Raw genomic sequence first — 21,501 nt, 5'->3', positions numbered from 1 at the left:
GGCGGCCTTCGACGATGTCTTTCGGACAATGAAGCCGATCAGCGAAGCCGATCAGCGCGAATAGAATTCGACGACCAGGTTCGGTTCCATCTGCACGGCGAACGGAACGTCCGCCAGGCCGGGGATGCGCGAGAAGGTGGCGACCATCTTGTTGTGATCGGCTTCGATATAGTCCGGCACGTCACGTTCGGCGAGACCGACCGATTCCAGCACGATGACCAGCTGCTTCGACTTTTCGCGCACTTCGACGACATCGCCCGGCTTGCAGCGGTACGAGCCGATGTTGACGCGCTTGCCGTTGACGTTGACGTGGCCGTGGTTGACGAACTGGCGGGCGGCGAAAATGGTCGGTACGAACTTGGCGCGGTAGACGACCGCGTCGAGACGCGATTCGAGCAGGCCGATCAGGTTCTCCGAGGTGTCGCCCTTGCGGCGGTCAGCCTCTTCATAGACCTTGCGGAACTGCTTTTCCGAAACGTCGCCGTAGTGACCCTTCAGCTTCTGCTTGGCGCGCAGCTGCAGGCCGAAGTCGGAAAGCTTGCCCTTGCGGCGCTGGCCGTGCTGGCCGGGGCCGTATTCACGCTTGTTGACCGGGGACTTCGGGCGGCCCCAGATATTCTCGCCAAGACGGCGGTCGATCTTGTACTTCGCGGATTCGCGCTTGCTCATCGCATTCCCTTTTCAAAACAACACACCCGGAACCTCATGGTCCGGGTGAAGGAAACGCGCCCTCCTCTGGCCTCCGTTTTCGAGACCTGACAGGGTTTTCCCACGCAACGCGGCGGAAAACCCACGGGACACGTCATTTCAAACAAGATCAGAAACGACTAGGCTCACTGATCTTGCGCATACAAAACAAACACCGGACATCGCTGCCCGGTGGTGGCGGCTGGTTAAACCGAGATTTAACCGCTGTCAAGCTTTTGAATGGCGCGGCGGAAGGCAACCATATAGCATTTTCAACGTTGAGCGGTGCCGGATTTTGGCGGGATGTTTTTTGCGCCAACGGCACCGTGAAGGGATTGGAGCCAGAGGAGCACGATTACGTGAAGAAATTTTTCCTTACATTGGCAGGTGTCGCGGTGTTGGCCGGCTCGGTAGCGGTCGCACCTGCTCCCGCCGAGGCCAGGCATTGGCAGGGACACAGGCATCATCAACATTGCCGTATCGTGGTGAAGAAGAAGGTGGTCTGGCGGAACGGCCACAGACACGTCATTCGCCACAAGGTGCGGCGCTGCTGGTAAGGTCTATTTCGGCCTCGTGAGGTCGACAAAGCCCGCGGTTTTCGGCCGCGGGCTTTTGATTCCGGCTTGTATTATGAAGCCTGGTGCTACGATTTCTTTTCCGGCAGCCCCTTGCGCTTCGTTTCGGCGAATTCCTCGAGCTGCTTTTCGCTCATCGATTCATACATTCCCTTCGAAGCGCCTTTGAGCTCGCTCTTCTTGGTGTCGCCGCGCTTCGCCGACAGAGCGGCGCCGGCTGCTTTCTGCTGGGCTTTCGAGGTGGCTGGCATGGCTGTTTCTCCTTTGCTGTCAGTAGAAACGCCGCGCTTCGGCGGCAGTTCCGTCGCCAGCAGCTCAGTTCCAAGGCCGCTTGGTGCCAGCCCATCAGGCGGCCGGCTTCGGCGATTTTCGTTGGCGACCTTCCCGTGTCCGGAGTGCCAGTGTAGGACGGCTGAATGAAATCTCTGACCGATCCCTCACAAGCTCTCTCCACCGGTCTGGCGAAAATCCGCACCGAATTCCACGTGCCGGATGCATTCCCGGCTGACGTGATGGCCGCGTCGGAGGCTGCGGCCAAACGTGCGCCCGACCAGCATGCCGATCGAACGACTATGCCCTTCGTCACGCTCGACCCGGCGAGCTCCACCGATCTTGATCAGGCGTTCTCGATCGAGGCGAGCGGCGGCGATCTTCTGCTGCATTATGCCATTGCCGACGTGGCCTGGTTCGTCGCGGACGGCGACCCGGTTGATCTCGAAGCCTGGACGCGGGGCGAGACGCTTTACTTGCCGGATGGCAAGGCTGGGCTCTACCCACCGGTACTTGCCGAGGCTGCAGCGAGCCTGTTGCCCGATGGACCACGTCCAGCGGTTGTCTTCACGGTTCGGGTTGCACAGGACGGTGCAACGAAATTGGATGGCGCGGAGCGGGCGATCATTCAAAGCCGCGCGAAGCTCGCTTATGACAGTGTGAAGGCCTCAGACGTTCCGGCCGGCTTCGCCGAAATGGCGCGACGCATGGCAATGAACGAAAAGCGTCGTGGCGCTTCCCGCGTCGACCCACCCGAGCAGGAGGTTGAAAGGCTCGCCGATGGCACATTCCGGCTTTCGTTCAGACCATTGTTGCAATCCGAGCAAGACAACGCCGCGCTTTCGCTGGCTGCCAACATGGCGATTGCCGACGCCATGCTTGAGCACCATACCGGGTTGTTCCGTGTGATGTCGGAGCCAGATGCCTTCAAGGTGCAAAGACTGCGCAACGCGGCACAGGCTCTAGGACTGTCTTGGCCGGCGTCGACCAGCTTGCGCGACTATCAGCGAACCCTCGATCCGGCCAATAAGCAACAGGCAGCGCTGATGCTGGAAATCCGCCATGCCGGCTCCGGTGCGTCCTACCAGCCCTATGAGGAAGGCGTTGTCCCGTGGCACGAGGCGATGGCTGCGACTTATGCCCACGCCACCGCGCCGCTGAGGCGGCTGGCAGACCGCTACGTCGTGCGCTGCGCACTGGCTATCGCCAATGGCCAGCCCGTGCCCCAGGCTGTCACCGATGCGTTCGCCAGATTGCCGAAGGTGATGGGACGTGCGGATAGTCGCGCTTCGCAGATCAACCACGCGGCTATCGACCTTGCCGAGGCGGTAATGCTGAAGGGACGCCAGGGTGAGACGTTCAAGGCCGTTGTGACCGACTTGGTCGATCATGGCGTGCGCGTCCAGCTTGCCGACATGCCTGTCGTTGCCAACGTTAAGGCCTCTGGGCTCAGACAGGGCGACGATCTGACGCTAAGGCTGGTCTTGGCCGATCCGGATCAACGCAGCATCGTCTTCGAGCCTGTTTGAGTGGCAGACGTTTCCGCTGCCGTCTAAAGCGCGTCGCGATTGAACGGATTCATGCGACGCGCTTTAGGTCTTTTTTTTTGCATGTCGCTCCCCCAAAAACCGGGGCCACTTTTGGGCGACATGCATTAGCTCACGACCAGTCCGAACCCTTGCATCAGCCGGCTGGTGGCGAAGTCCGCCTTGCCGGAGGTAAAGACCGCAATGTCAGGCTCGCCCACCGGCACTGGCCCGTCGACCGGCGCCAGCAGCGACATGGCGCGGCGGGCAATTGCCTCGGCGGGGTCGATCCAGTCGACCGGCCAGGGCGCGGTCTTGCGCATGCGATTGGCCAGGAACGGATAATGCGTGCAGCCGAGCACGACAATATCGGTGCGGGCGCCGTCCTTCTCGACAAAACAGGGCGCGATCTCCTGGCGGACGATCTCCTCGTCGACGAATCCCTCGCGCATGTAGATTTCGGCCAGCGGCGCCAGCCGGTCCGAACCGACCAGCCGCACGTGGCATTTCTGCGCCCATTTGCTGATCAGATCGCGCGTGTATTGGCGCTTGACCGTGCCCGGAGTCGCCAGCACCGAAACCAGCCCGGAGCGCGTGCGCTCCGCCGCCGGCTTGATCGCCGGCACCGTGCCGACAAAGGGATGGCCGGGGAATCTCTCGCGCAACGCGTCGATCACCAGCGTCGAGGCGGTGTTGCAGGGAATGACCGATATCTCGGGCTGGAATTTTTCCAGCAGCGCGCCGAACAGGCCGAGGATATGAGCGTTGAGGGCCGGTTCCTCCCAGGCGCCATAGGGAAAGGCGGCATCATCGGCGACATAGACGAAGCGACGATCGGGCATCAGCACACGTGCCTCACGCAGCACGGTGAGCCCGCCGATGCCGGAATCGAACATCAGGATCGGCCGCTCAGTCATTGTCTGTTCCCTTGCCGCCGAGCGGTGGTGTGTCATCGTCCTTGCCGGCGGCCGTCTCTTTGCCGGTAGCAGTGTCGGGCAGACGATTGCCTTCCGCCTTGCGGGCGCGCGCGGCTGCCGCGGGCAATCGTCTCGGATCGTCGCCGGGAGAACCATCGCCACGCGGCATCGCCGGCGAAAACCTGTCCAGCGACGAAATGATGCCGCGCAGCACCTTGAGCTCCGGCTCGGCGAAGCCAGCGCGCGTCAGCACGGCGCGCAGATTGTCGACCATCTTCGGCTTCTTCGGCGCCGGCCGGAAATAGCCGCGCGCTTCCAATGCGCCTTCGAGATAGGCGAACAGGCCGTGCAGCTCTTCCTTGCTTGCCGGCTTCATGTCCGGACCGGAAAAATTGGTCTTCGTCTCGTCTTCCAGGCCGGACTTCATCCACTCGTAGGACATCAGCAGCGCTGCCTGGGCGATGTTGAGCGAGGAGAAATCAGGATCGACCGGAAAGGTGACGATCTCGTCGGCAAGGCCCACCTCGTCATTGTAGAGGCCAAAACGTTCGCGGCCGAACAGGATCCCGGTGCGCTGATCCAATGCGTGACGGGCCCGGAGCACCCTGCCCGCCTCCACCGGGCCGCGCACGGATTTGAAACCGTCACGCTGCCTGGCGGTGGTGGCGAAAACAAAGTTCAGGTCGGCGAGCGCCGAGGCAAGATCGTCGAACACCTTCACGGCATCGATGACATGGTCGGCGCGGCTGGCGGCAGCGCGCGCTTTCTCACTTGGCCAGCCATCGCGAGGGTTGACCAGGCGCAATTCCGACAGGCCGAAATTGGCCATGGCACGAGCGACCATGCCGATGTTCTCGCCAAGTTGCGGCTCGACCAGGATGATCGCCGGGCCAGCGGTCATGACGCCGCGCTGAAAGTCCGTTCCTGCCATGTGATCCAGGTGATTGCGCTACGAAGTCTGCGCGTCCTGACATATCGATACGGCTTTTTGAAGAGTTATCGGCCACTTGACCGACAAATACCCTTATGCCGCGCCCCTGGTTCGCGCGAAAAACCCAGATGGCGCTTCACCGGCGGCTCGCGCAGGCCGCCACGCGTGTACAAGCAGACGAGCCTCGCGCTAGCGGCGCCGTCCAGTCGTTCAAGGACAACATGGTACGCCATTGCAATAAGCGCCTGCCGCGCCTTCGCGGCAGCATCAAACAAAGGCGATGCCGGCTGCCTCTCAAGGGGTGGTGGGCATCGCCTTTTTTGCCAATTGCTGCAGAAGAAGGCCGCGTCTTCCGCTGCCGCCGGTTTGCACCACCCGGATCGCTTTGCTATAGGCGAAGTTCCTACCCTGGCGAGGCCGGTCCCGCCATCACCCAACTGTTGAACGAGGCATTCTTTCCATGGCGAAGATCAAGGTGGCGAACCCGGTCGTCGAACTCGACGGCGACGAGATGACCCGCATCATCTGGCAGTTCATCAAGGACAAGCTGATCCACCCTTATCTCGACCTCAAGCTCGAATATTACGACCTCGGCATCGAGCACCGTGACGCCACCAACGACCAGGTGACCATAGATTCGGCCAACGCCATCAAGAAATACGGCGTCGGCGTGAAATGCGCGACGATTACGCCCGACGAGCAGCGCGTCGAGGAATTCAAGCTGAAGAAGATGTGGAAGTCGCCGAACGGCACCATCCGCAACATCCTTGGCGGCACCATCTTCCGCGAGCCAATCATCATGAAGAACGTGCCGCGCCTGGTGCCCGGCTGGACCAAGCCGATCATCGTCGGCCGTCACGCCTTCGGCGACCAGTACCGCGCTACCGATTTCCGCTTTCCCGGCAAGGGCAAGCTGACGATCAAGTTCGTCGGCGAGGACGGCACCGTGATCGAGCACGATGTCTACGATACGCCCGGCGCCGGCGTCGCCATGGCCATGTACAATCTCGACGATTCGATCCGCGAGTTCGCCCGCGCTTCGCTGAACTACGGCCTGCTGCGCAACTATCCGGTTTATCTGTCGACCAAGAACACCATCCTCAAGGCCTATGACGGCCGCTTCAAGGATATCTTCCAGGAAGTCTACGAGGCGGAATTCGAGGCCGAGTTCAAGTCGAAGAAGCTGTGGTACGAGCACCGGCTGATCGACGACATGGTGGCGTCCAGCCTGAAATGGTCGGGCGGCTACGTCTGGGCCTGCAAGAACTATGACGGCGACGTCCAGTCCGACACGGTGGCGCAGGGATTTGGATCGCTCGGCCTGATGACCTCGGTACTGATGACGCCGGACGGCAAGACGGTGGAGGCTGAAGCCGCGCACGGCACCGTCACCCGCCACTACCGCCAGCACCAGAAGGGCGAGGAAACCTCGACCAATTCGATCGCCTCGATCTTCGCCTGGACGCGTGGCCTCGCCCACCGCGCCAAGCTTGACGACAATGCCGAGCTGAAACGCTTTGCCGAGACGCTGGAAAAGGTCTGCATCCAGACGGTCGAGTCTGGCTTCATGACCAAGGACCTGTCGCTGCTGATCGGCCCAGACCAGCCCTGGCTCTCGACCACTGGCTTCCTCGACAAGATCGACGAGAACCTGCAGAAGGCGATGGCGTAACCGGCCGCGCTTGGGAGAGCTGCGATGGGCAAGCCGGTCGTCTACGGCGCGGACTACAGCGTCTATGTGCGCATCGTCCGCCTCGCGCTCGCGGAAAAAGGCATCGATTACGAACTCGTGCCGGTCGATGTCTTTGCCGCCGAAGGTATTCCCGCCTGGTATCTTGAACATCACCCGTTCGGCAGCATCCCAGCCTTCGAGCATGACGGGTTCCGCCTTTTCGAGGCGAGCGCCATTGCGCGCTATGTCGACGAAGCCTTCGACGGGCCGGCGCTGCAGCCGAAGGATCCGCGCGATCGCGCGCGGATGAACCAGATCATCGGCATGCTCGACGCCTACGCCTACAGGTCGATGGTCTGGGACGTCGCCGTCGAGCGGCTGGAGAAGGAGGCGCCCGACGAGACGCTGATCGCCAGCGGGCTTTCGCAGGCGAGCAAAACGCTTCAGACGCTCGCCTCCCTGAAAGCGTCGGGACCGTGGTTTTTGGGCGACCAGCTGACGCTGGCCGATCTTCATGCGGCGCCGATCATCGGCTATTTCGTCAAGGTCACCGAGGGGCAAAAGCTGTTGGCGGAGTTTCCCGGGATCCAGGCGTGGTGGGATCGGATCGCGGCCCGTCCAAGCTTTGCCAAGACCGAAAAGGCTGGATGAGCACGGCAACCTGGCAGGACTTCGGTTCCTCGCCCCGCTCGCAGGGAGAAGTGGCTCGGCGAAGCCGAGACGGAGAGGGGAAATCGCCAGCCCGTCCTCGATCATCTTTTCATAGGTTCGACAGAATCGGCTGGGTTCTTTCTTTCGCCTGACCGCGAGGCCCCCTCTCCGGCCGCTTCGCGGCCACCTCTCCCCCACTTCCGTGGGGGCGAGGAACCGAGCCTTCAAATCATTCCGGAAGATAGATTTCCGCCTTCATGAAGGTCTTGGCGCGGCCGAGGATCAGCACGCGACCACCGGCCAGATCGCACAGCAGATGTCCGCCGCGCTGAGAACACTGGAACGCCGACAGATTGGTCTTGCCGAGTTTTTCAGACCAGTACGGCACCAGCGTCGCGTGAATGGAGCCGGTCACTGGATCCTCTGGGATGCCGGCTCCAGGAACGAAATAGCGGGAGACGAAATCATGGGTTTGCCCGCGCGCGGTAATGACCACGCCGAGCGGATGGAAAGCCCCGATCCTGAGCAGGTCGGGAACGAACGAGCGCACGGAATGCTCGTCGCCAAGCTCCACGAAGAGGTTCTCGAAATTGCGGAAGCCCGCAACCAGACGCTGCGAGAACATGTCTTCTAGCGCCGACATGGTTTCGCCGTCGACAGGCTGCGGCGGAAAACAGGGCAGATCGAGCTGATAGGCGCCTTGCCGCGGGGAGACCCGCAACTCGCCCACGCGCGTGGCAAAGGCCATCTCATCGGCCACGTCGTGTTGCGAGGCGAGCACATGGGCGGTCGCCAGGGTGGCGTGGCCACAGAAGTCGACTTCATAAACGGGTGTGAACCAGCGCAAATCCCACCCCTTGCCATTTGGCCGCGCGAACGCGGTTTCGGCAAGATTGTTCTCGTTGGCGATGGCCTGCATCACATCGTCCGCCAGCCAGTCCTGCAAAATGAGAACGGCAGCGGGATTGCCCTGAAAGGCGCACTCGGCAAAAGCGTCGACCTGATACATGGTCAGCGTGGGCACATCATCCCCCAAGATGTCCGCCGGGCCGGCCGTCAGGCCGGCTTCGTCTCACCGGCGCTGGTTTACGCCGCCTTGCTGATCGCAGCCCTGACCGCGGCGATCGCATCGTTGGCCTTCGAGGCATCCGGGCCGCCGGCCTGGGCCATGTCGGGGCGGCCGCCGCCGCCCTGCCCGCCGAGTGCCGCGGAGGCCAGGCGGACCAGATCGACGGCGCTGAAGCGGCCGACGAGGTCGTCGGTGACGGCGACCACGACGCTCGCCTTGTTGTCCTCAGCCGTGCCGACGAAGACGACGACGCCGGAACCGAGCGAACTCTTGCCGGCATCCGCCAGCGGCTTCAGGTCCTTCGGCGACACGCCGGAAACCGCCTTGCCGAGGAAGCCGACGCCAGCGACCGTCTCGTTTTCAGCCGGTGCGCCGGCCGCGGCACCGCCGCCCAGCGCCAGTTTCTTGCGCGCCTCGGTCAGTTCCTTCTCGAGCTTCTTGCGCTCGTCGAGCAGCGCCTCGACGCGCGCCGGCACATCGGCCGGCGAGATCTTCAGCGTGGCGGCGACCGTCTTCAGACGCCGATCCTGCTCGTCGAGATATTTGCGCGCGGCCTCGCCGGTCAACGCCTCGATGCGGCGCACGCCGGCGGCGACCGCGCTGTCCGACACGACACGCACCAGACCGATATCGCCGGTCGCCCTGACATGCGTGCCACCGCAGAGCTCGACCGAATAGGGCCGGTTGGCCTTGGCGCCATGCAGGCCGGTGCCCATCGACACGACGCGCACTTCGTCGCCATATTTCTCGCCAAACAGCGCCATGGCGCCTTCGGCAATGGCGTCGTCGACCGACATCAGGCGCGTGGTCACCGGGCCGTTCTGGACGACGATCTCGTTGGCCATGCGCTCGACCTCTTCGAGATCCTCCGATGAAATCGGCTTGTTGTGCGAGATGTCGAAGCGCAGACGCTCCGGCGCGACCAGCGAACCCTTCTGCGCGACATGGCTGCCCAGCACCTCGCGCAGCGCCTCGTGGATCAGATGCGTGGCGGAATGGTTCGCGCGCAGCCTGGAGCGGCGCGCATGGTCCACCTTCAGTTCGACGGCAGCGCCGGTCTTGACCGTGCCGCTGGCCACCTTGCCGATATGGACGAACAGCCCGTCGGCCTTCTTCTGCGTGTCGGAAATCTCGATCGAGAAGCCCTCGCCTGAAATGATGCCGGTGTCGCCCATCTGCCCGCCGGACTCGGCATAGAACGGCGTCTGGTTGACGACCACGGAAACCGCCTCGCCCTTGCTTGCGCTGTCGACGGTCTTGCCGTCCCGGACAAGCGCCTGGATGAGACCTTCCGCCTGCTCGGTCTCGTAGCCGAGGAACTCGGTGGCGCCGGCCTTCTCGCGCACCGGGAACCAGATAGTTTCGGTGGCCGCGTCACCGGAGCCTGCCCAATGAGCGCGCGCCTCGGTCTTCTGCCGCTCCATGGCATTGGTGAAGCCGGCAAGATCTACCGAGATGCTGCGCTGGCGCAGCGCGTCCTGCGTCAGATCGAGCGGGAAGCCGTAAGTGTCGTAGAGCTTGAAGGCGGTCTCGCCATCCAGCATGTCGCCGGCACCGAGCGTTTCCGTCGCCTCCGAAAGCAGGCCAAGGCCGCGCACCAAAGTCTTGCGAAACCTAGTCTCCTCGAGCCTCAGCGTCTCGGTGATCAGCTGTTCGCCGCGCACCAGTTCCGGATAGGCCTGGCCCATCTCACGCACCAGCGCCGGCACCAGGCGCCACATCAGCGGATCGCGCGCGCCAAGCAACTGCGCATGCCGCATGGCGCGGCGCATGATGCGGCGCAGGACATAGCCACGGCCTTCGTTCGACGGCAGCACGCCATCGGCGACCAGGAACGAGGACGAGCGCAGATGATCGGCAATGACGCGGAAGGACGCGACCGTCTCCTTGTCGGGGCCGTGTCCGAGTGCGGACGACGCCGCCTCGATGAGATGACGGAACAGATCGGTCTCGAAGACGCTCTCCACCCCTTGCAGGATCGACGCCATGCGTTCCAGGCCCATGCCGGTGTCGATCGACGGGCGCGGCAGGTCGATGCGTTCCTCCTTCGTCACCTGCTCATATTGCATGAACACCAGGTTCCAGAATTCGAGGAAGCGATCGCCGTCCTCCTCAGGGCTGCCGGGAGGGCCGCCCCAGATGTGTTCGCCGCGGTCGATGAAAATCTCGGAGCACGGCCCGCAAGGGCCGGTGTCGCCCATCGCCCAGAAATTGTCCGATGTCGCGATGCGAATGATCCGGTCGTCGGAAAACCCGGCGATCTTCTTCCAGAAGCCGGCCGCCTCATCGTCCGTGTGATAGACGGTGACCAGCAGCTTGTCCTTGTTCAGCCCGAATTCCTTGGTGATCAGGTTCCAGGCAAGCTCGATGGCGCGCTCCTTGAAATAGTCGCCAAAGGAGAAATTGCCGAGCATCTCGAAGAAGGTCAGATGGCGCGCGGTGTAGCCGACATTGTCGAGATCGTTGTGCTTGCCACCGGCGCGAACGCTCTTCTGGGCGGTCGAGGCCCGCGAATAGGGCCGCTTCTCAAGACCGGTGAAGACGTTCTTGAACTGCACCATGCCGGCATTGGTGAACATCAGCGTCGGATCGTTGCGCGGCACCAGCGGGCTCGACGCGACGATCTCGTGACCCTCCTTGCGGAAGTAGTCGAGAAATGTCGACCGGATCTCGTTCACGCCACTCATGAATGCTGCCTTTTCGAGAGAGCCGCCGGCCAGCCGGCGGAAAATGGGCTTTACGTTTTTAGAAGATAGACTTGGCCTTTTAGCGGTCGCACCGCACCCTGTCCAGAAACACGGAATTGGTCCAAATCGCGGCCTTTGCCGGCCGTTCGGACAGGGCTGCTTTGCCGCCAAAACGCAAACCGCCGGCACGAGGCCGGCGGTTCGAAACGCGACAATACAGAACTCAATTACATAAGCCTGAGGCAATGAAATAAGATTATGGCCGAACTCCGGCCGGCATCATGCGCACGAGGCCGTTACATCGCGCCGGATTCTTCCTCGAAACCGTCGTCGCCGCTCTCGGCGCCACCATTTTCGAGGAATTTCTCGGCGATCAGCCCGGCATTCTGCCTGAGCGCCAGTTCGATCTCGCGCGCGGTGTCGGGATTGTCGCGCAGGAACAGTTTGGCGTTCTCGCGGCCCTGGCCGAGACGCTGCGAATTGTAGGAGAACCATGCGCCCGACTTCTCGACCACGCCGGCCTTGACGCCGAGGTCGACCAGCTCGCCGGTCTTGGAGACGCCCTCGCCGTACATGATGTCGAACTCGACCACCTTGAAGGGCGGCGCCAACTTGTTCTTGACCACCTTGACGCGGGTCTGGTTGCCGACGACCTCGTCGCGGTCCTTGACCGAGCCGATGCGGCGGATATCGAGGCGAACCGAGGCGTAGAATTTCAGCGCGTTGCCGCCGGTCGTGGTCTCGGGCGAACCGAACATGACGCCGATCTTCATGCGGATCTGGTTGATGAAGATGACCATGGTGTTGGAACGCGAGATCGAAGCGGTCAGCTTGCGCAGCGCCTGGCTCATCAGGCGGGCCTGCAGGCCGGGCAGCGAATCGCCCATCTCGCCTTCGATTTCGGCACGCGGCGTCAACGCTGCGACCGAATCAACCACCAGCACGTCGATGGCGCCGGAGCGCACCAGCGTGTCGCAGATTTCCAGCGCCTGCTCACCGGTGTCGGGCTGCGAGATCAGAAGGTTTTCCAGATCGACGCCAAGCTTGCGGGCATAGACCGGATCAAGCGCATGCTCAGCATCGACGAAGGCGCAGATGCCACCCTTCTTCTGGGCTTCGGCCACGGTGTGCAGCGCCAGCGTCGTCTTGCCCGAGCTTTCCGGCCCGTAGATCTCGACGATGCGGCCGCGCGGCAGGCCACCGACGCCAAGCGCGATGTCAAGGCCAAGCGAGCCGGTCGGCACCGTTTCGATCTCGACGACCTGCTCGTTGGCGCCGAGCCGCATGATCGAGCCCTTGCCGAAAGCCCTCTCGATTTGCGACAGCGCCGCATCCAGAGCCTTTGATTTGTCCACCGCTTTGTCCTCTACCAGCCGCAAAGAATTCTGAGCCATGATACATCACCCCTTGGTCGTCAATGAAGGCCGGACAATCCGTAATCCCTGCCAATTTGTACCTTTTTTGTTCTCGTTTGGCAAGAGGGGTCAAATATCTGAAAAACAATCAATATCCGGATTTGTTCTTTTTTTGTCCAAAGGATTCGATCAGGAACGTACCTCGCATTGGGCCAGACGGCTCGATTGTTTCGATCTGCCGAATCGCTGCCTTGCATGCGAAGCTTCGTCACGCAGCCTAGCGCTTGTGCGGCTGGAATAACAAAGGTCATATCGCCTGCATGCAGAAATCCGCAACAATACTGGCCATAGGTGGCGCCCATATCGACCGGCGAGGCCAGGTGTCCGGCCCCTACGTGCCGGCCGCGTCCAATCCCGGCACGATGCGCGAGGATGTCGGCGGCGGCGTCTTCAACGCGCTGCGCAGTGCGGTGCGGCGCGGCGTCTCGGCCTCGCTGCTGTCGGTGCGCGGCGGCGACGCTGCCGCCGACACGGTTTCAAGGGCCATCGCCGAGGCAGGCATTGCCGACCTGTCCGCCGTGTTCCTAGATCGCACGACGCCGAGCTACACGGCGCTGATCGACCGCGAGGGTGAGCTGATCGTCGGCTTTGCCGACATGGCGCTCTATGAGCTGGCATTTCCCAAGCAGGTCAGGCGCTCCAAGGTGCGCGAGGTGATTGCTGCAGCCGATGCCGTATTCTGCGACGCCAATCTGCCGACGGCGGCGCTGGAGCGGCTGGTGGCGCTCGCCGCCGGCAAGCCGGTCTTCGCCATTGCCATTTCGCCGGCCAAGATCGTGCGCCTGAAGCCGGTGCTCAGCCACCTGGCCGTCGTCTTCATGAACCAGCGCGAGGCGGTGGCGCTTGCCGGCCTGGACAATGCGGCTTCTCAGCAGGACATCGTCGACGGACTGAAACGCGCAGGGCTCAAGAGCGGCGTGGTGACGGCGGGCGGCAGTCCCATGCTGGGCTTCGATGAAGCCGGCACCTTCTCGATCCTGCCGCCGACGCCGAGAAAGGTCGCTGACGTCACCGGCGCCGGCGATGCGCTGGCGGGCGCCACGGTAGCGGCCTTGCTGCGCGGCATGGCTTTGCGCGCGGCCCTGCGCGAAGGCATTGCCGCGGCGACTCTGGCCATCGAAAGCGCCGACGCCGTTCCCGATTTCACTGCGGCTGATTTCACCGAGGCGCTGGCTCTTGTGCCGGATGCGCAGGTAGTGGCATGAGACCGGCCAGTTCATAGTGCCGGAGTGTTTTCGCGTGCCCAAGTGGATGCGCCGCACTCCGTTGGAGATCAAGATGACCCCAGAAACCGCCCGCCCCTTCGTCGATATCCATCCGCCCGTAGCCAAGGCCCTGGCCGAAGGCCGGCCGGTGGTGGCGCTGGAAAGCACCATCATCACCCATGGCATGCCCTACCCCGACAACGGCACCATGGCCGCCGATGTCGAAAAGATCATCACCGACGGCGGCGCCGTGCCGGCGACGATCGCCGTGGTCGGCGGCCGCATCAAGATCGGCCTGTCGGACGGCGAGCGCGAGTCGCTGGCCATGACCGGCGACGCCATGAAGCTGTCGCGCGCCGATATCGGCTTTGCCGTGGCGCAAGGGCGCACCGGCGGCACCACCGTCGCCGCCACCATGATCGCGGCGCATATGGTCGGCATCAAGGTGTTCGCCACCGGCGGCATTGGCGGCGTCCACAAGGGCGCGGAAAAGAGTTTCGACATCTCGGCCGATCTCGACGAGCTGGCGCGCACCCCGGTCATCGTCGTCTCGGCCGGCGCCAAGGCCATCCTCGACATCGAAAAGACGCTGGAAGTGCTGGAGACGCGCGGCGTGCCCGTGGTCGGCTATGGCTGCGAAACGATGCCAGCCTTCTGGTCGCGGCACTCGCCGTTCCGCGCGCCGCTGACCCTGCATAGACCGGAAGAGATCGCGCATTTCTACCAGACGCGACAGGCGCTGGGATTGGGCGGCGGCATGCTGATCGCCAACCCGGTGCCGGAAAACCACGAAATCCCGGCCGAAGAGATGGCGGGTTACATCGAAGCCGCGCAGAAGGCCGCCGAGGCGCTCAACGTGACCGGCAAGGCGGTGACGCCGTTCCTGCTGGGAAAAATCCTGGAGCTCACGGGTGGCCGGAGCCTGAAGACCAATATCGCGCTGGTCGAGAACAATGCGCGGCTGGCAGCGAAGATAGCGAAGGCGCTGTAGCCGCCAACGTCGGCGGGACAGGGAAGAACCTCGAAAGTTCTCGTCTCACTTCCCCGCCCGCCGCCCTGCCTCATAAGCTCGCCGTGCCCAGACCGTCATCTCGTCGGGATCATCGAAAGCGCTGTCGGGCGTGCTCCAGTAAGGCATGGAGACCAGCTTGCCGTGCCGCGTGCCGGTGTAGGTCCACTGCCGGCAGCCGGCGGCTTCGAAGTCGGGCGCGCTTTGCTCGTCGGCCTTCAGCATCAATTCGCCGCGCAGCACGATGGCGACGATGACACCGTCGAAATAGATACCCTTGCCGCCGAACAGTTTGCGGATGCTGACCGGGCCGAGGCCCTCGAACAGTTCGGCGATGCGTTCATTGTCCATGCCGCGATCATGTCATCAGCATTTGGCGCCGCAACCAAAATCATGCTGACAGGTTGAAAGACTCGTCCATCGGAGTTTTCCCATCATGCCACTTCTCCTGAAAGGGTCCTGCCGCTGCAATGCCGCCCGTTTCGAGGTGGAGAGCCACACGCCGGCGCCGTTCATGCTGTGCTACTGCTCGATCTGCCGGAAACAGCAAGGCGGTGGCGGCTTCGCCATCAATCTCGGCGCCGACAGCCGGACACTGAACATCAGGGGCAAAAGGAACCTCGGCGTCTACCGGGCCGAGATCGAGGACGATGAGCATCCGCAGTGCGAGATATCGTCCGGCGAGCGCAAATGCGGGTCGGCACTGTGGCTCTACGATCCGACCTGGCCGGAACTGGTACATCCCTTCGCCTCGGCGATCGACAGCGACCTGCCCATTCCGCCGAGCCGGGTGCATCTGATGCTGAAATACAAGGCCAACTGGGTCGAGCCTGAGATCGGCAAGGGCGACAAGACGTTCGATGTCTATCCGGAGGAATCAATCGCCGACTGGCATAAGCGGACGGGAATGTGGGTGGAGTGACTGTCTTCGCCCCGTTTACGGGGAGAAGATGCCGGCAGGCAGATGAGGGGCGGCGCGGACTTCTGAGAGGCTGGCGCTGCCCCTCATCCGGCCCTTTGGGCCACCTTCTCCCCGTAAACGGGGCGAAGGAACGATCAGGCCGACGCGCGGGCCTCAGCCAGCGCCTTCAAATCGGCCGGCTTCAATTCGACGGATTCGCCGCAGCCGCAGGCCGAACTCTGGTTCGGATTGTGGAAGGTGAACCCGGTGCGCAGCGTCGTCTGCTCGAAATCCATCTCGGTGCCGAACAGGAACAACGCGGCTTCCGGCGCCACATAGACATGGGCGCCGTCGCGTTCGATATGATCATCCTTGGTGTTGGGCTCGGTCACCAGATCGACCGTGTATTCCATACCGGCGCAGCCGCCCTTCTTGATGCCAAGGCGAATGCCATGCGCGTTGTCGCGGGTGGCGACGATCTCGCGCACCCGGTCCGCGGCCTTTTCGGTCATCGTGATGACGGCGAAGCGTCCCATCTTTTCTCTCTCCATTCCGTGCAGGTTCAAGGCCTGCCGAACGATTCCTCACCTAAAATGGTGAAGTTTTGTGACTGGCGCAAGTGCGCCAACCCTTGTCGGGCTAGTACCAGCCAACGGCCACCTGCGCCTCTTCCGACATGCGGTCGGGCGACCAGGGCGGATCGAAGGTCATGTTGACCTCGACGCCGGAGACGCCTTCGACGGCGCCGACTGCATTTTCGACCCAGCCGGGCATTTCGCCGGCGACGGGGCAGCCGGGAGCGGTCAGCGTCATGTCGATCTTGACCGAGCGGTTGTCCTCGATGTCTATCTTGTAGATGAGGCCAAGCTCGTAGATATCAGCTGGGATCTCCGGATCGTAGACCGTCTTCAGCGCCGAGACGATGTCGTCGGTCAGCCGCGCCAGTTCGTCGGCGGGGATAGTCGAGGCGGAAACCACGCTGTTGGCGGTTTCCGGAGTGGTTTCGGCAGCGATGCTCACATCATCCATGGTCGTCATCCAAAAAACTTGCGCGCTTTTTCAAGCGCATCGGCCAAAACGTCGACTTCGGCCCTGGTATTATACATGCCGAACGATGCCCTGCATGTGGAGGTTACGCCAAAGCGTTTCAACAGCGGCTGGGCGCAATGGGTGCCGGCGCGCACCGCGACGCCTTGCCTGTCTATCACCATCGACACGTCATGGGCATGAATGCCTTGCAGCTCGAAGGAGATGATGGCGCCCTTGCCCGGTGCGTCGCCAAAGATGCGCAGCGAGTTGATGGCGCGCAGCCGCTCATGCGCATAATCCTTCAGATCGGCCTCATGCGCCGCGATGCGCTCGCGCCCGACCTTTTCCATATAATCGAGTGCCGCGCCAAGTCCGATCGCCTGCACGATCGGCGGCGTGCCGGCCTCGAAGCGATGCGGCGGTTCGTTGTAGGTGACGATATCCTCCGTCACCTCCTCGATCATCTCGCCGCCGCCCATGAAGGGCCTCATGTCCGAGAGAATGTCCTTCTTGCCGTAGAGCACACCGATGCCGGACGGACCGTAGACCTTGTGGCCGGTGAAGACGAAGAAGTCGCAGTCGAGATCCTGCACGTCGATCGGCATATGCACGGCGCTCTGGCTGCCGTCGACGAGGACAGGAATTCCACGCGAATGCGCAATGCGGACGATCTCCTTGATCGGCGTCACCGTGCCCAGCGCGTTTGACATCTGGGTGATGGCAACCAGCCTGGTGCGGTCGGTCAGCCGCTTCTCGAACTCCTCGATGTGGAAGACGCCGAGATCGTCAACCGGCACCCAGACCAGCTTGGCGCCCTGCCGTTCGCGGATGAAATGCCACGGCACGATGTTGGAGTGGTGCTCCATGATCGACAGCACGATCTCGTCGCCTTCGCCGATGTTGGGCATGCCATAGCCATAGGCGACGGTGTTGATGGCCGAGGTCGTGTTCGAGGTGAAAACGATATTGTCGGTGCTTGGCGCGTTGAGGAAGCGGCGCACCGCCTCGCGCGCCTTCTCATAGGCGTCCGTCGCGGCATTGGAGAGGAAATGCAGGCCGCGATGAACGTTGGCATATTCCTGGGAATAGGCGTGCTGGATTGTATCCAGCACCACCTGCGGCTTCTGCGCCGAGGCGCCGTTGTCGAGATAGACCAGCGGCTTGCCATAGACCTCGCGCGACAGGATCGGGAAGTCGCGGCGGATCGCCTCGACGTCGTAGGGGATGTTTTCGACTTTCTGGTCCATCACAAGCTCTTTCGAGGCAAAGCCTCATTCCTTCCAGCACCCCTCATCCGTCTTGGCGCTTCGCGCCAATCCACCTTCTCCCACAAGGGGAGAAGGTCTGGCGCTACCCGTGCGCCACGAACCAGTCGTCGAGCTTCGCTTCCAGCGCCTCGACGATCGTCTGGTCGTCCAGTTCCTCGATCACCTCGGCGACGAACGCCTTGACCAGAAGGCCGCGCGCGGTCTTCTCGTCGACGCCGCGCGCCATCAGGTAGAACAGATGGTCATGGTCGATTTCGGTGACCGTCGCGCCATGGCCGCAGACGACGTCGTCGGCGAAGATTTCGAGTTCGGGCTTGGTCGAGAACTCGCCATCGTCCGACAACAGCAGCGTGTTGCAGGCCATCTTGGCGTTGGTCTTCTGCGCATATTGATGGACGTTGATGCGGCCCTGGAAGACGCCGCGCGCCTTGCCCGTCACCACGTTGCGGATCACCTCCGTCGATGTCGTGTGCGGCACCGCGTGGTCGAGCACCATCGTCACGTCGGTGTGGGTGTCGCCGGCCAGGAGATTGATGCCGCGTAGCTTGAAGTCGGCGCCTTCACCCGTCGTCCTGACCATGATCTCCTGGCGCACCAGCCTGCCGCCGGCGTTCATGACGAACAATGTCAGCTTCGAATTCTTGCCAAGATGCGCCTTGAACTGCGCCAGATGCGTTGCCGTTTCCGGCTGCTCCTGGACGATCAGCCACGTCACCTCGGCGCCCTCGCCGAGCACGAGCTGGCTGACCGAGCTGACCAGGGCAGCACCCTCGCCTGCCTGACGCTCGACAATGGTCGCCTTGACGCCAGCGCCGACACGCACCGGCAGGCGCACATGGGCCTGGCCACCGGCCTGCAGGTTCTGCAGTTCGATCGGCTTTGCCAGCTCAGTGCCATCGGCGATGTCGATGAAGTAACCGTCGGCGACGAAAGCCGTGTTCAGCGCGCCGATGGCGTCATCGCTGCCATAGGGATCGAGCCCCGGCGCGATGCTGCCGTCGGTCAGCTTTTCCGACAGGCGCTGCGCGGTGACGCCTTCGACGGCTGGCAGCTTCGTGCCGGACTTGCCGTTCAGCACGGCCAGGACCGTGGAGCCTTCGACAATTGGTGCGATGGCTTTGACCGCCGCGGCCGGATCGAAGTCCGGCACCGTGTTCAACAGCCGACGCAGATCGGTGTAGTGCCAGGATTCGATGCGCCGCGTCGGCAGGCCGTGCTTGATGGCCTCGATGGCGTCGTCGCGCTTCAGCATCACCGCGCCGTCGCCCGGCAGCAGCGACAGCCGGTCGCCGAACGCGTCGATCAACGCTGTTTCGGCCGGTGTCCGCTGGGGTTGTGCGTGCATGTTCATCAGTGTCGCCTCTGGCATCTCACGCGGCTTCGCCGATCACGCCGGCATAGCCATTGGCCTCGAGGTCGAGCGCCAGCGACTTGTCGCCGGACTTGATGACCTGGCCCTTGTAGAGCACGTGCACGGTATCGGGCACGATGTGTTCGAGCAGGCGCTGGTAGTGGGTGATGACCAGGAACGCACGGTCTGGCGCGCGTAGCGCGTTGACGCCGTCGGAAACGATCTTCAGCGCGTCGATGTCGAGGCCGGAATCGGTCTCGTCGAGCACGCAGAGCTTTGGCTCCAGCAGCTTCATCTGCAGGATCTCGGCGCGCTTCTTCTCGCCGCCGGAGAAGCCGACATTGAGCGGCCGCTTCAGCATCGCCATGTCCATGCTGAGCGATGCGGCGGCTTCCTTCACCCGCTTCAGGAACTCCGGTATCTTCAAAGGCTCCTCGCCGCGCGCCTTGCGCTGCTCGTTCATCGCCACCTTCAGGAATTCCATGGTCGCCACGCCCGGTATCTCCATCGGATACTGGAAGGCTAGGAAGATGCCTGACGTGGCGCGTTCGGCCGGATCCATTTCGAGGATCGACTGGCCGTTGTAGAGGATGTCACCCTCGGTCACCTCATAGTCCTCGCGGCCCGCGAGGATATAGGACAGCGTCGATTTGCCCGAGCCGTTCGGTCCCATGATCGCGGCGACCTCGCCGGCTTTCACCGTCAGGCTCAGGCCGCGGATGATTTCGGTGCCATCATCGACGATGCGGGCATGCAGATTCTTGATCTCAAGCATTCTTTTGTTTCCTGAATATTTGTCCGGTCAGCCGACCGAGCCTTCCAGCGAGATACCGATCAGCTTCTGCGCTTCGACGGCGAACTCCATCGGCAGTTGCTGGATGACATCCTTGACGAAGCCGTTGACGATCAGCGCGATCGCTTCCTCTTCGGGAATGCCGCGCTGCATGACGTAGAATTTCTGGTCCTCGGAAATCTTCGAGGTCGTGGCTTCATGCTCGAACTGCGCCGTCGAGTTCTTGGCTTCCATGTAGGGCACGGTGTGCGCGCCGCACTGGTCGCCGATCAGCAGACTGTCGCAATTGGTGAAGTTGCGGGCGTTGGTCGCCTTGCGGTGCGCCGATACCTGGCCGCGATAGGTGTTCTGCGAGAAGCCGGCGGCAATGCCCTTGGAGATGATGCGGCTCGAGGTGTTCTTGCCGAGATGGATCATCTTGGTGCCGCTGTCGACCTGCTGATAGCCGTTCGACACGGCGATCGAATAGAACTCGCCAGAGGAATCGTCGCCGCGCAGGATGCAGCTCGGGTACTTCCAGGTGATCGCCGAGCCGGTCTCGACCTGCGTCCACGAAATCTTCGAGCGGTCGCCACGGCAGTCGCCGCGCTTGGTGACGAAATTGTAGATGCCGCCCTTTCCCTCGGCGTCGCCGGGGTACCAGTTCTGCACTGTCGAATATTTGATCTCGGCGTCGTCGAGCGCCACCAGTTCGACAACCGCGGCGTGAAGCTGGTTCTCGTCGCGCTGCGGCGCCGTGCAGCCCTCGAGATAGGAGACGTAAGCCCCCTCCTCGGCGATGATCAGCGTGCGCTCGAACTGCCCGGTGTTCTTCTCGTTCATGCGGAAATAGGTCGACAGTTCCATCGGGCAGCGCACGCCCTTGGGCACGAAGACGAAGGAGCCGTCGGTGAACACAGCCGAATTCAGCGTGGCATAGTAGTTGTCGGAGGTCGGCACGACCGAGCCGAGATATTTCTTCACCAGTTCCGGATGCTCGCGGATGGCTTCCGAGATCGAGCAGAAGATGACGCCGGCCTGCGCCAGCTCCTTCTTGAAGGTGGTGACGACCGAGACAGAATCGAACACCGCGTCGACAGCGACACGGCCGGACTTGTAGACGTTGTCGCTGGCTTCCTCGAACTCCGAGACATCGGTCTTCTGCACGCCGGCGAGAATTTCCTGCTCCCGCAGCGGAATGCCGAGCTTTTCATAGACCTTCAGCAGTTCGGGATCGACATCGCTGAGCGACGTCGGGCCAGGCGTGCTCTTCGGCGCCGCGTAGAAGTAAATGTCTTGGAAATCGATCTTCGGATAGTGGACGCGCGCCCAGGTCGGCTCGTCCAGCGTCAACCAGCGGCGATACGCTTCCAGACGCCATTCCAGCATCCAGGACGGTTCGTCCTTCTTGGCCGAAATGAAACGGATGATGTCTTCGCTGAGGCCTTTGGGGGCCTTGTCCATCGCGATTTCGGTCTGGAATCCGTATTTGTATTGGTCGACGTCGATCTTTCGGACCCGATCGATCGTGTCCTGCACAGCAGGCATCAGCGTTCTCCATCCACG

21 protein-coding genes are annotated in these 21,501 nt (G+C 62.6%); 7 read left to right on the top strand and 14 right to left on the bottom strand.

Annotated features, from left to right (window positions below; all coding sequences use genetic code 11):
* Nucleotides 1-51: 51 nt before the first annotated feature.
* The gene (gene rpsD, locus BPNPMPFG_RS02515) at nt 52-669 is read right to left on the bottom strand and encodes a 30S ribosomal protein S4 (RefSeq protein ID WP_013895883.1); all 618 of its coding nucleotides are present in this window, start codon (nt 667-669) and stop codon (nt 52-54) included.
* 173 nt (nt 670-842) lie between these two features.
* Between rpsD and BPNPMPFG_RS02510 the strand changes: the two genes are divergently transcribed.
* Complete coding sequence (locus BPNPMPFG_RS02510; RefSeq protein ID WP_258593103.1) at nt 843-1,244, top strand: hypothetical protein; 402 nt, start codon at nt 843-845, stop codon at nt 1,242-1,244.
* An 86-nt stretch (nt 1,245-1,330) separates the two neighbouring features.
* On the opposite strand, the gene BPNPMPFG_RS02505 is transcribed toward BPNPMPFG_RS02510, so the two are convergent.
* Nucleotides 1,331-1,513: a DUF3008 family protein gene (locus BPNPMPFG_RS02505; RefSeq protein WP_258593102.1), complete on the bottom strand. Its 183-nt coding sequence runs from the start codon at nt 1,511-1,513 to the stop codon at nt 1,331-1,333.
* 165 nt (nt 1,514-1,678) lie between these two features.
* Between BPNPMPFG_RS02505 and BPNPMPFG_RS02500 the strand changes: the two genes are divergently transcribed.
* Entirely contained in the window at nt 1,679-3,061 is a 1,383-nt protein-coding gene (locus BPNPMPFG_RS02500; RefSeq protein WP_258593101.1) for an RNB domain-containing ribonuclease, read from the top strand.
* Nucleotides 3,062-3,186: 125 nt separating this feature from the next.
* Here BPNPMPFG_RS02500 and murI read toward each other — a convergent pair whose 3' ends face one another.
* Complete coding sequence (murI, locus tag BPNPMPFG_RS02495) at nt 3,187-3,975, bottom strand: glutamate racemase (protein ID WP_258593100.1); 789 nt, start codon at nt 3,973-3,975, stop codon at nt 3,187-3,189.
* Nucleotides 3,968-4,906 carry an RNA methyltransferase gene (locus tag BPNPMPFG_RS02490; protein WP_258593099.1) on the bottom strand — a complete coding sequence of 313 codons (939 nt, stop codon included), beginning with the start codon at nt 4,904-4,906 and terminating at the stop codon, nt 3,968-3,970. The genes murI and BPNPMPFG_RS02490 overlap by 8 nt, the downstream gene beginning before the upstream one ends.
* A 460-nt stretch (nt 4,907-5,366) precedes the next feature.
* On the opposite strand from BPNPMPFG_RS02490, the gene BPNPMPFG_RS02485 reads away from it, so the two are divergent.
* Nucleotides 5,367-6,578 carry an NADP-dependent isocitrate dehydrogenase gene (locus tag BPNPMPFG_RS02485; RefSeq protein ID WP_258593098.1) on the top strand — a complete coding sequence of 404 codons (1,212 nt, stop codon included), beginning with the start codon at nt 5,367-5,369 and terminating at the stop codon, nt 6,576-6,578.
* A gap of 24 nt (nt 6,579-6,602) precedes the next feature.
* The gene (locus tag BPNPMPFG_RS02480) at nt 6,603-7,229 is read left to right on the top strand and encodes a glutathione S-transferase family protein (RefSeq protein WP_258593097.1); all 627 of its coding nucleotides are present in this window, start codon (nt 6,603-6,605) and stop codon (nt 7,227-7,229) included.
* Between the two features lie 229 nt (nt 7,230-7,458).
* On the opposite strand, the gene BPNPMPFG_RS02475 is transcribed toward BPNPMPFG_RS02480, so the two are convergent.
* From BPNPMPFG_RS02475 to recA, 3 genes are all read right to left on the bottom strand, one after another.
* Nucleotides 7,459-8,253, bottom strand: a complete 795-nt coding sequence (locus BPNPMPFG_RS02475; RefSeq protein WP_258593096.1) for a PhzF family phenazine biosynthesis protein — start codon at nt 8,251-8,253, stop codon at nt 7,459-7,461.
* A 62-nt stretch (nt 8,254-8,315) separates the two neighbouring features.
* Entirely contained in the window at nt 8,316-10,985 is a 2,670-nt protein-coding gene (gene alaS / locus BPNPMPFG_RS02470) for an alanine--tRNA ligase (protein ID WP_258593095.1), read from the bottom strand.
* Nucleotides 10,986-11,281: 296 nt separating this feature from the next.
* Nucleotides 11,282-12,379, bottom strand: a complete 1,098-nt coding sequence (recA, locus tag BPNPMPFG_RS02465) for a recombinase RecA (protein WP_111542534.1) — start codon at nt 12,377-12,379, stop codon at nt 11,282-11,284.
* 281 nt (nt 12,380-12,660) lie between these two features.
* Between recA and BPNPMPFG_RS02460 the strand changes: the two genes are divergently transcribed.
* Together BPNPMPFG_RS02460 and BPNPMPFG_RS02455 are read left to right on the top strand one after the other, a co-directional pair.
* Entirely contained in the window at nt 12,661-13,605 is a 945-nt protein-coding gene (locus BPNPMPFG_RS02460; protein WP_258593094.1) for a carbohydrate kinase family protein, read from the top strand.
* A gap of 73 nt (nt 13,606-13,678) precedes the next feature.
* Nucleotides 13,679-14,596 carry a pseudouridine-5'-phosphate glycosidase gene (locus tag BPNPMPFG_RS02455; RefSeq protein ID WP_258593093.1) on the top strand — a complete coding sequence of 306 codons (918 nt, stop codon included), beginning with the start codon at nt 13,679-13,681 and terminating at the stop codon, nt 14,594-14,596.
* A 45-nt stretch (nt 14,597-14,641) separates the two neighbouring features.
* Here BPNPMPFG_RS02455 and BPNPMPFG_RS02450 read toward each other — a convergent pair whose 3' ends face one another.
* Nucleotides 14,642-14,965, bottom strand: coding sequence for a TfoX/Sxy family protein (locus BPNPMPFG_RS02450; RefSeq protein WP_258593092.1), 324 nt, complete (start codon nt 14,963-14,965; stop codon nt 14,642-14,644).
* An 85-nt stretch (nt 14,966-15,050) separates the two neighbouring features.
* Between BPNPMPFG_RS02450 and BPNPMPFG_RS02445 the strand changes: the two genes are divergently transcribed.
* Nucleotides 15,051-15,536 carry a GFA family protein gene (locus BPNPMPFG_RS02445; RefSeq protein WP_258593091.1) on the top strand — a complete coding sequence of 162 codons (486 nt, stop codon included), beginning with the start codon at nt 15,051-15,053 and terminating at the stop codon, nt 15,534-15,536.
* 134 nt (nt 15,537-15,670) lie between these two features.
* On the opposite strand, the gene sufA is transcribed toward BPNPMPFG_RS02445, so the two are convergent.
* From sufA to sufB, 6 genes are all read right to left on the bottom strand, one after another.
* Nucleotides 15,671-16,051: a Fe-S cluster assembly scaffold SufA gene (gene sufA, locus BPNPMPFG_RS02440; protein ID WP_013532156.1), complete on the bottom strand. Its 381-nt coding sequence runs from the start codon at nt 16,049-16,051 to the stop codon at nt 15,671-15,673.
* 103 nt (nt 16,052-16,154) lie between these two features.
* Complete coding sequence (locus BPNPMPFG_RS02435; RefSeq protein ID WP_258593090.1) at nt 16,155-16,544, bottom strand: SUF system Fe-S cluster assembly protein; 390 nt, start codon at nt 16,542-16,544, stop codon at nt 16,155-16,157.
* A 5-nt stretch (nt 16,545-16,549) separates the two neighbouring features.
* Complete coding sequence (locus tag BPNPMPFG_RS02430) at nt 16,550-17,791, bottom strand: cysteine desulfurase (RefSeq protein WP_258593089.1); 1,242 nt, start codon at nt 17,789-17,791, stop codon at nt 16,550-16,552.
* A gap of 103 nt (nt 17,792-17,894) precedes the next feature.
* Entirely contained in the window at nt 17,895-19,163 is a 1,269-nt protein-coding gene (gene sufD / locus BPNPMPFG_RS02425; RefSeq protein ID WP_258593088.1) for a Fe-S cluster assembly protein SufD, read from the bottom strand.
* 19 nt (nt 19,164-19,182) lie between these two features.
* Complete coding sequence (gene sufC / locus BPNPMPFG_RS02420) at nt 19,183-19,938, bottom strand: Fe-S cluster assembly ATPase SufC (RefSeq protein WP_258593087.1); 756 nt, start codon at nt 19,936-19,938, stop codon at nt 19,183-19,185.
* Between the two features lie 27 nt (nt 19,939-19,965).
* Nucleotides 19,966-21,483 (bottom strand): Fe-S cluster assembly protein SufB, encoded by a 1,518-nt coding sequence (gene sufB / locus BPNPMPFG_RS02415; protein WP_258593086.1) that lies wholly within the window; start codon nt 21,481-21,483, stop codon nt 19,966-19,968.
* Nucleotides 21,484-21,501 lie beyond the last annotated feature (18 nt).

The organism is Mesorhizobium sp. AR07 (genome assembly GCF_024746815.1).
Classification (GTDB): Bacteria; Pseudomonadota; Alphaproteobacteria; order Rhizobiales; family Rhizobiaceae; genus Mesorhizobium.
Note: the sequence above shows the minus strand (reverse complement) of the source record. Positions and strands in the feature narration are given on the sequence as shown.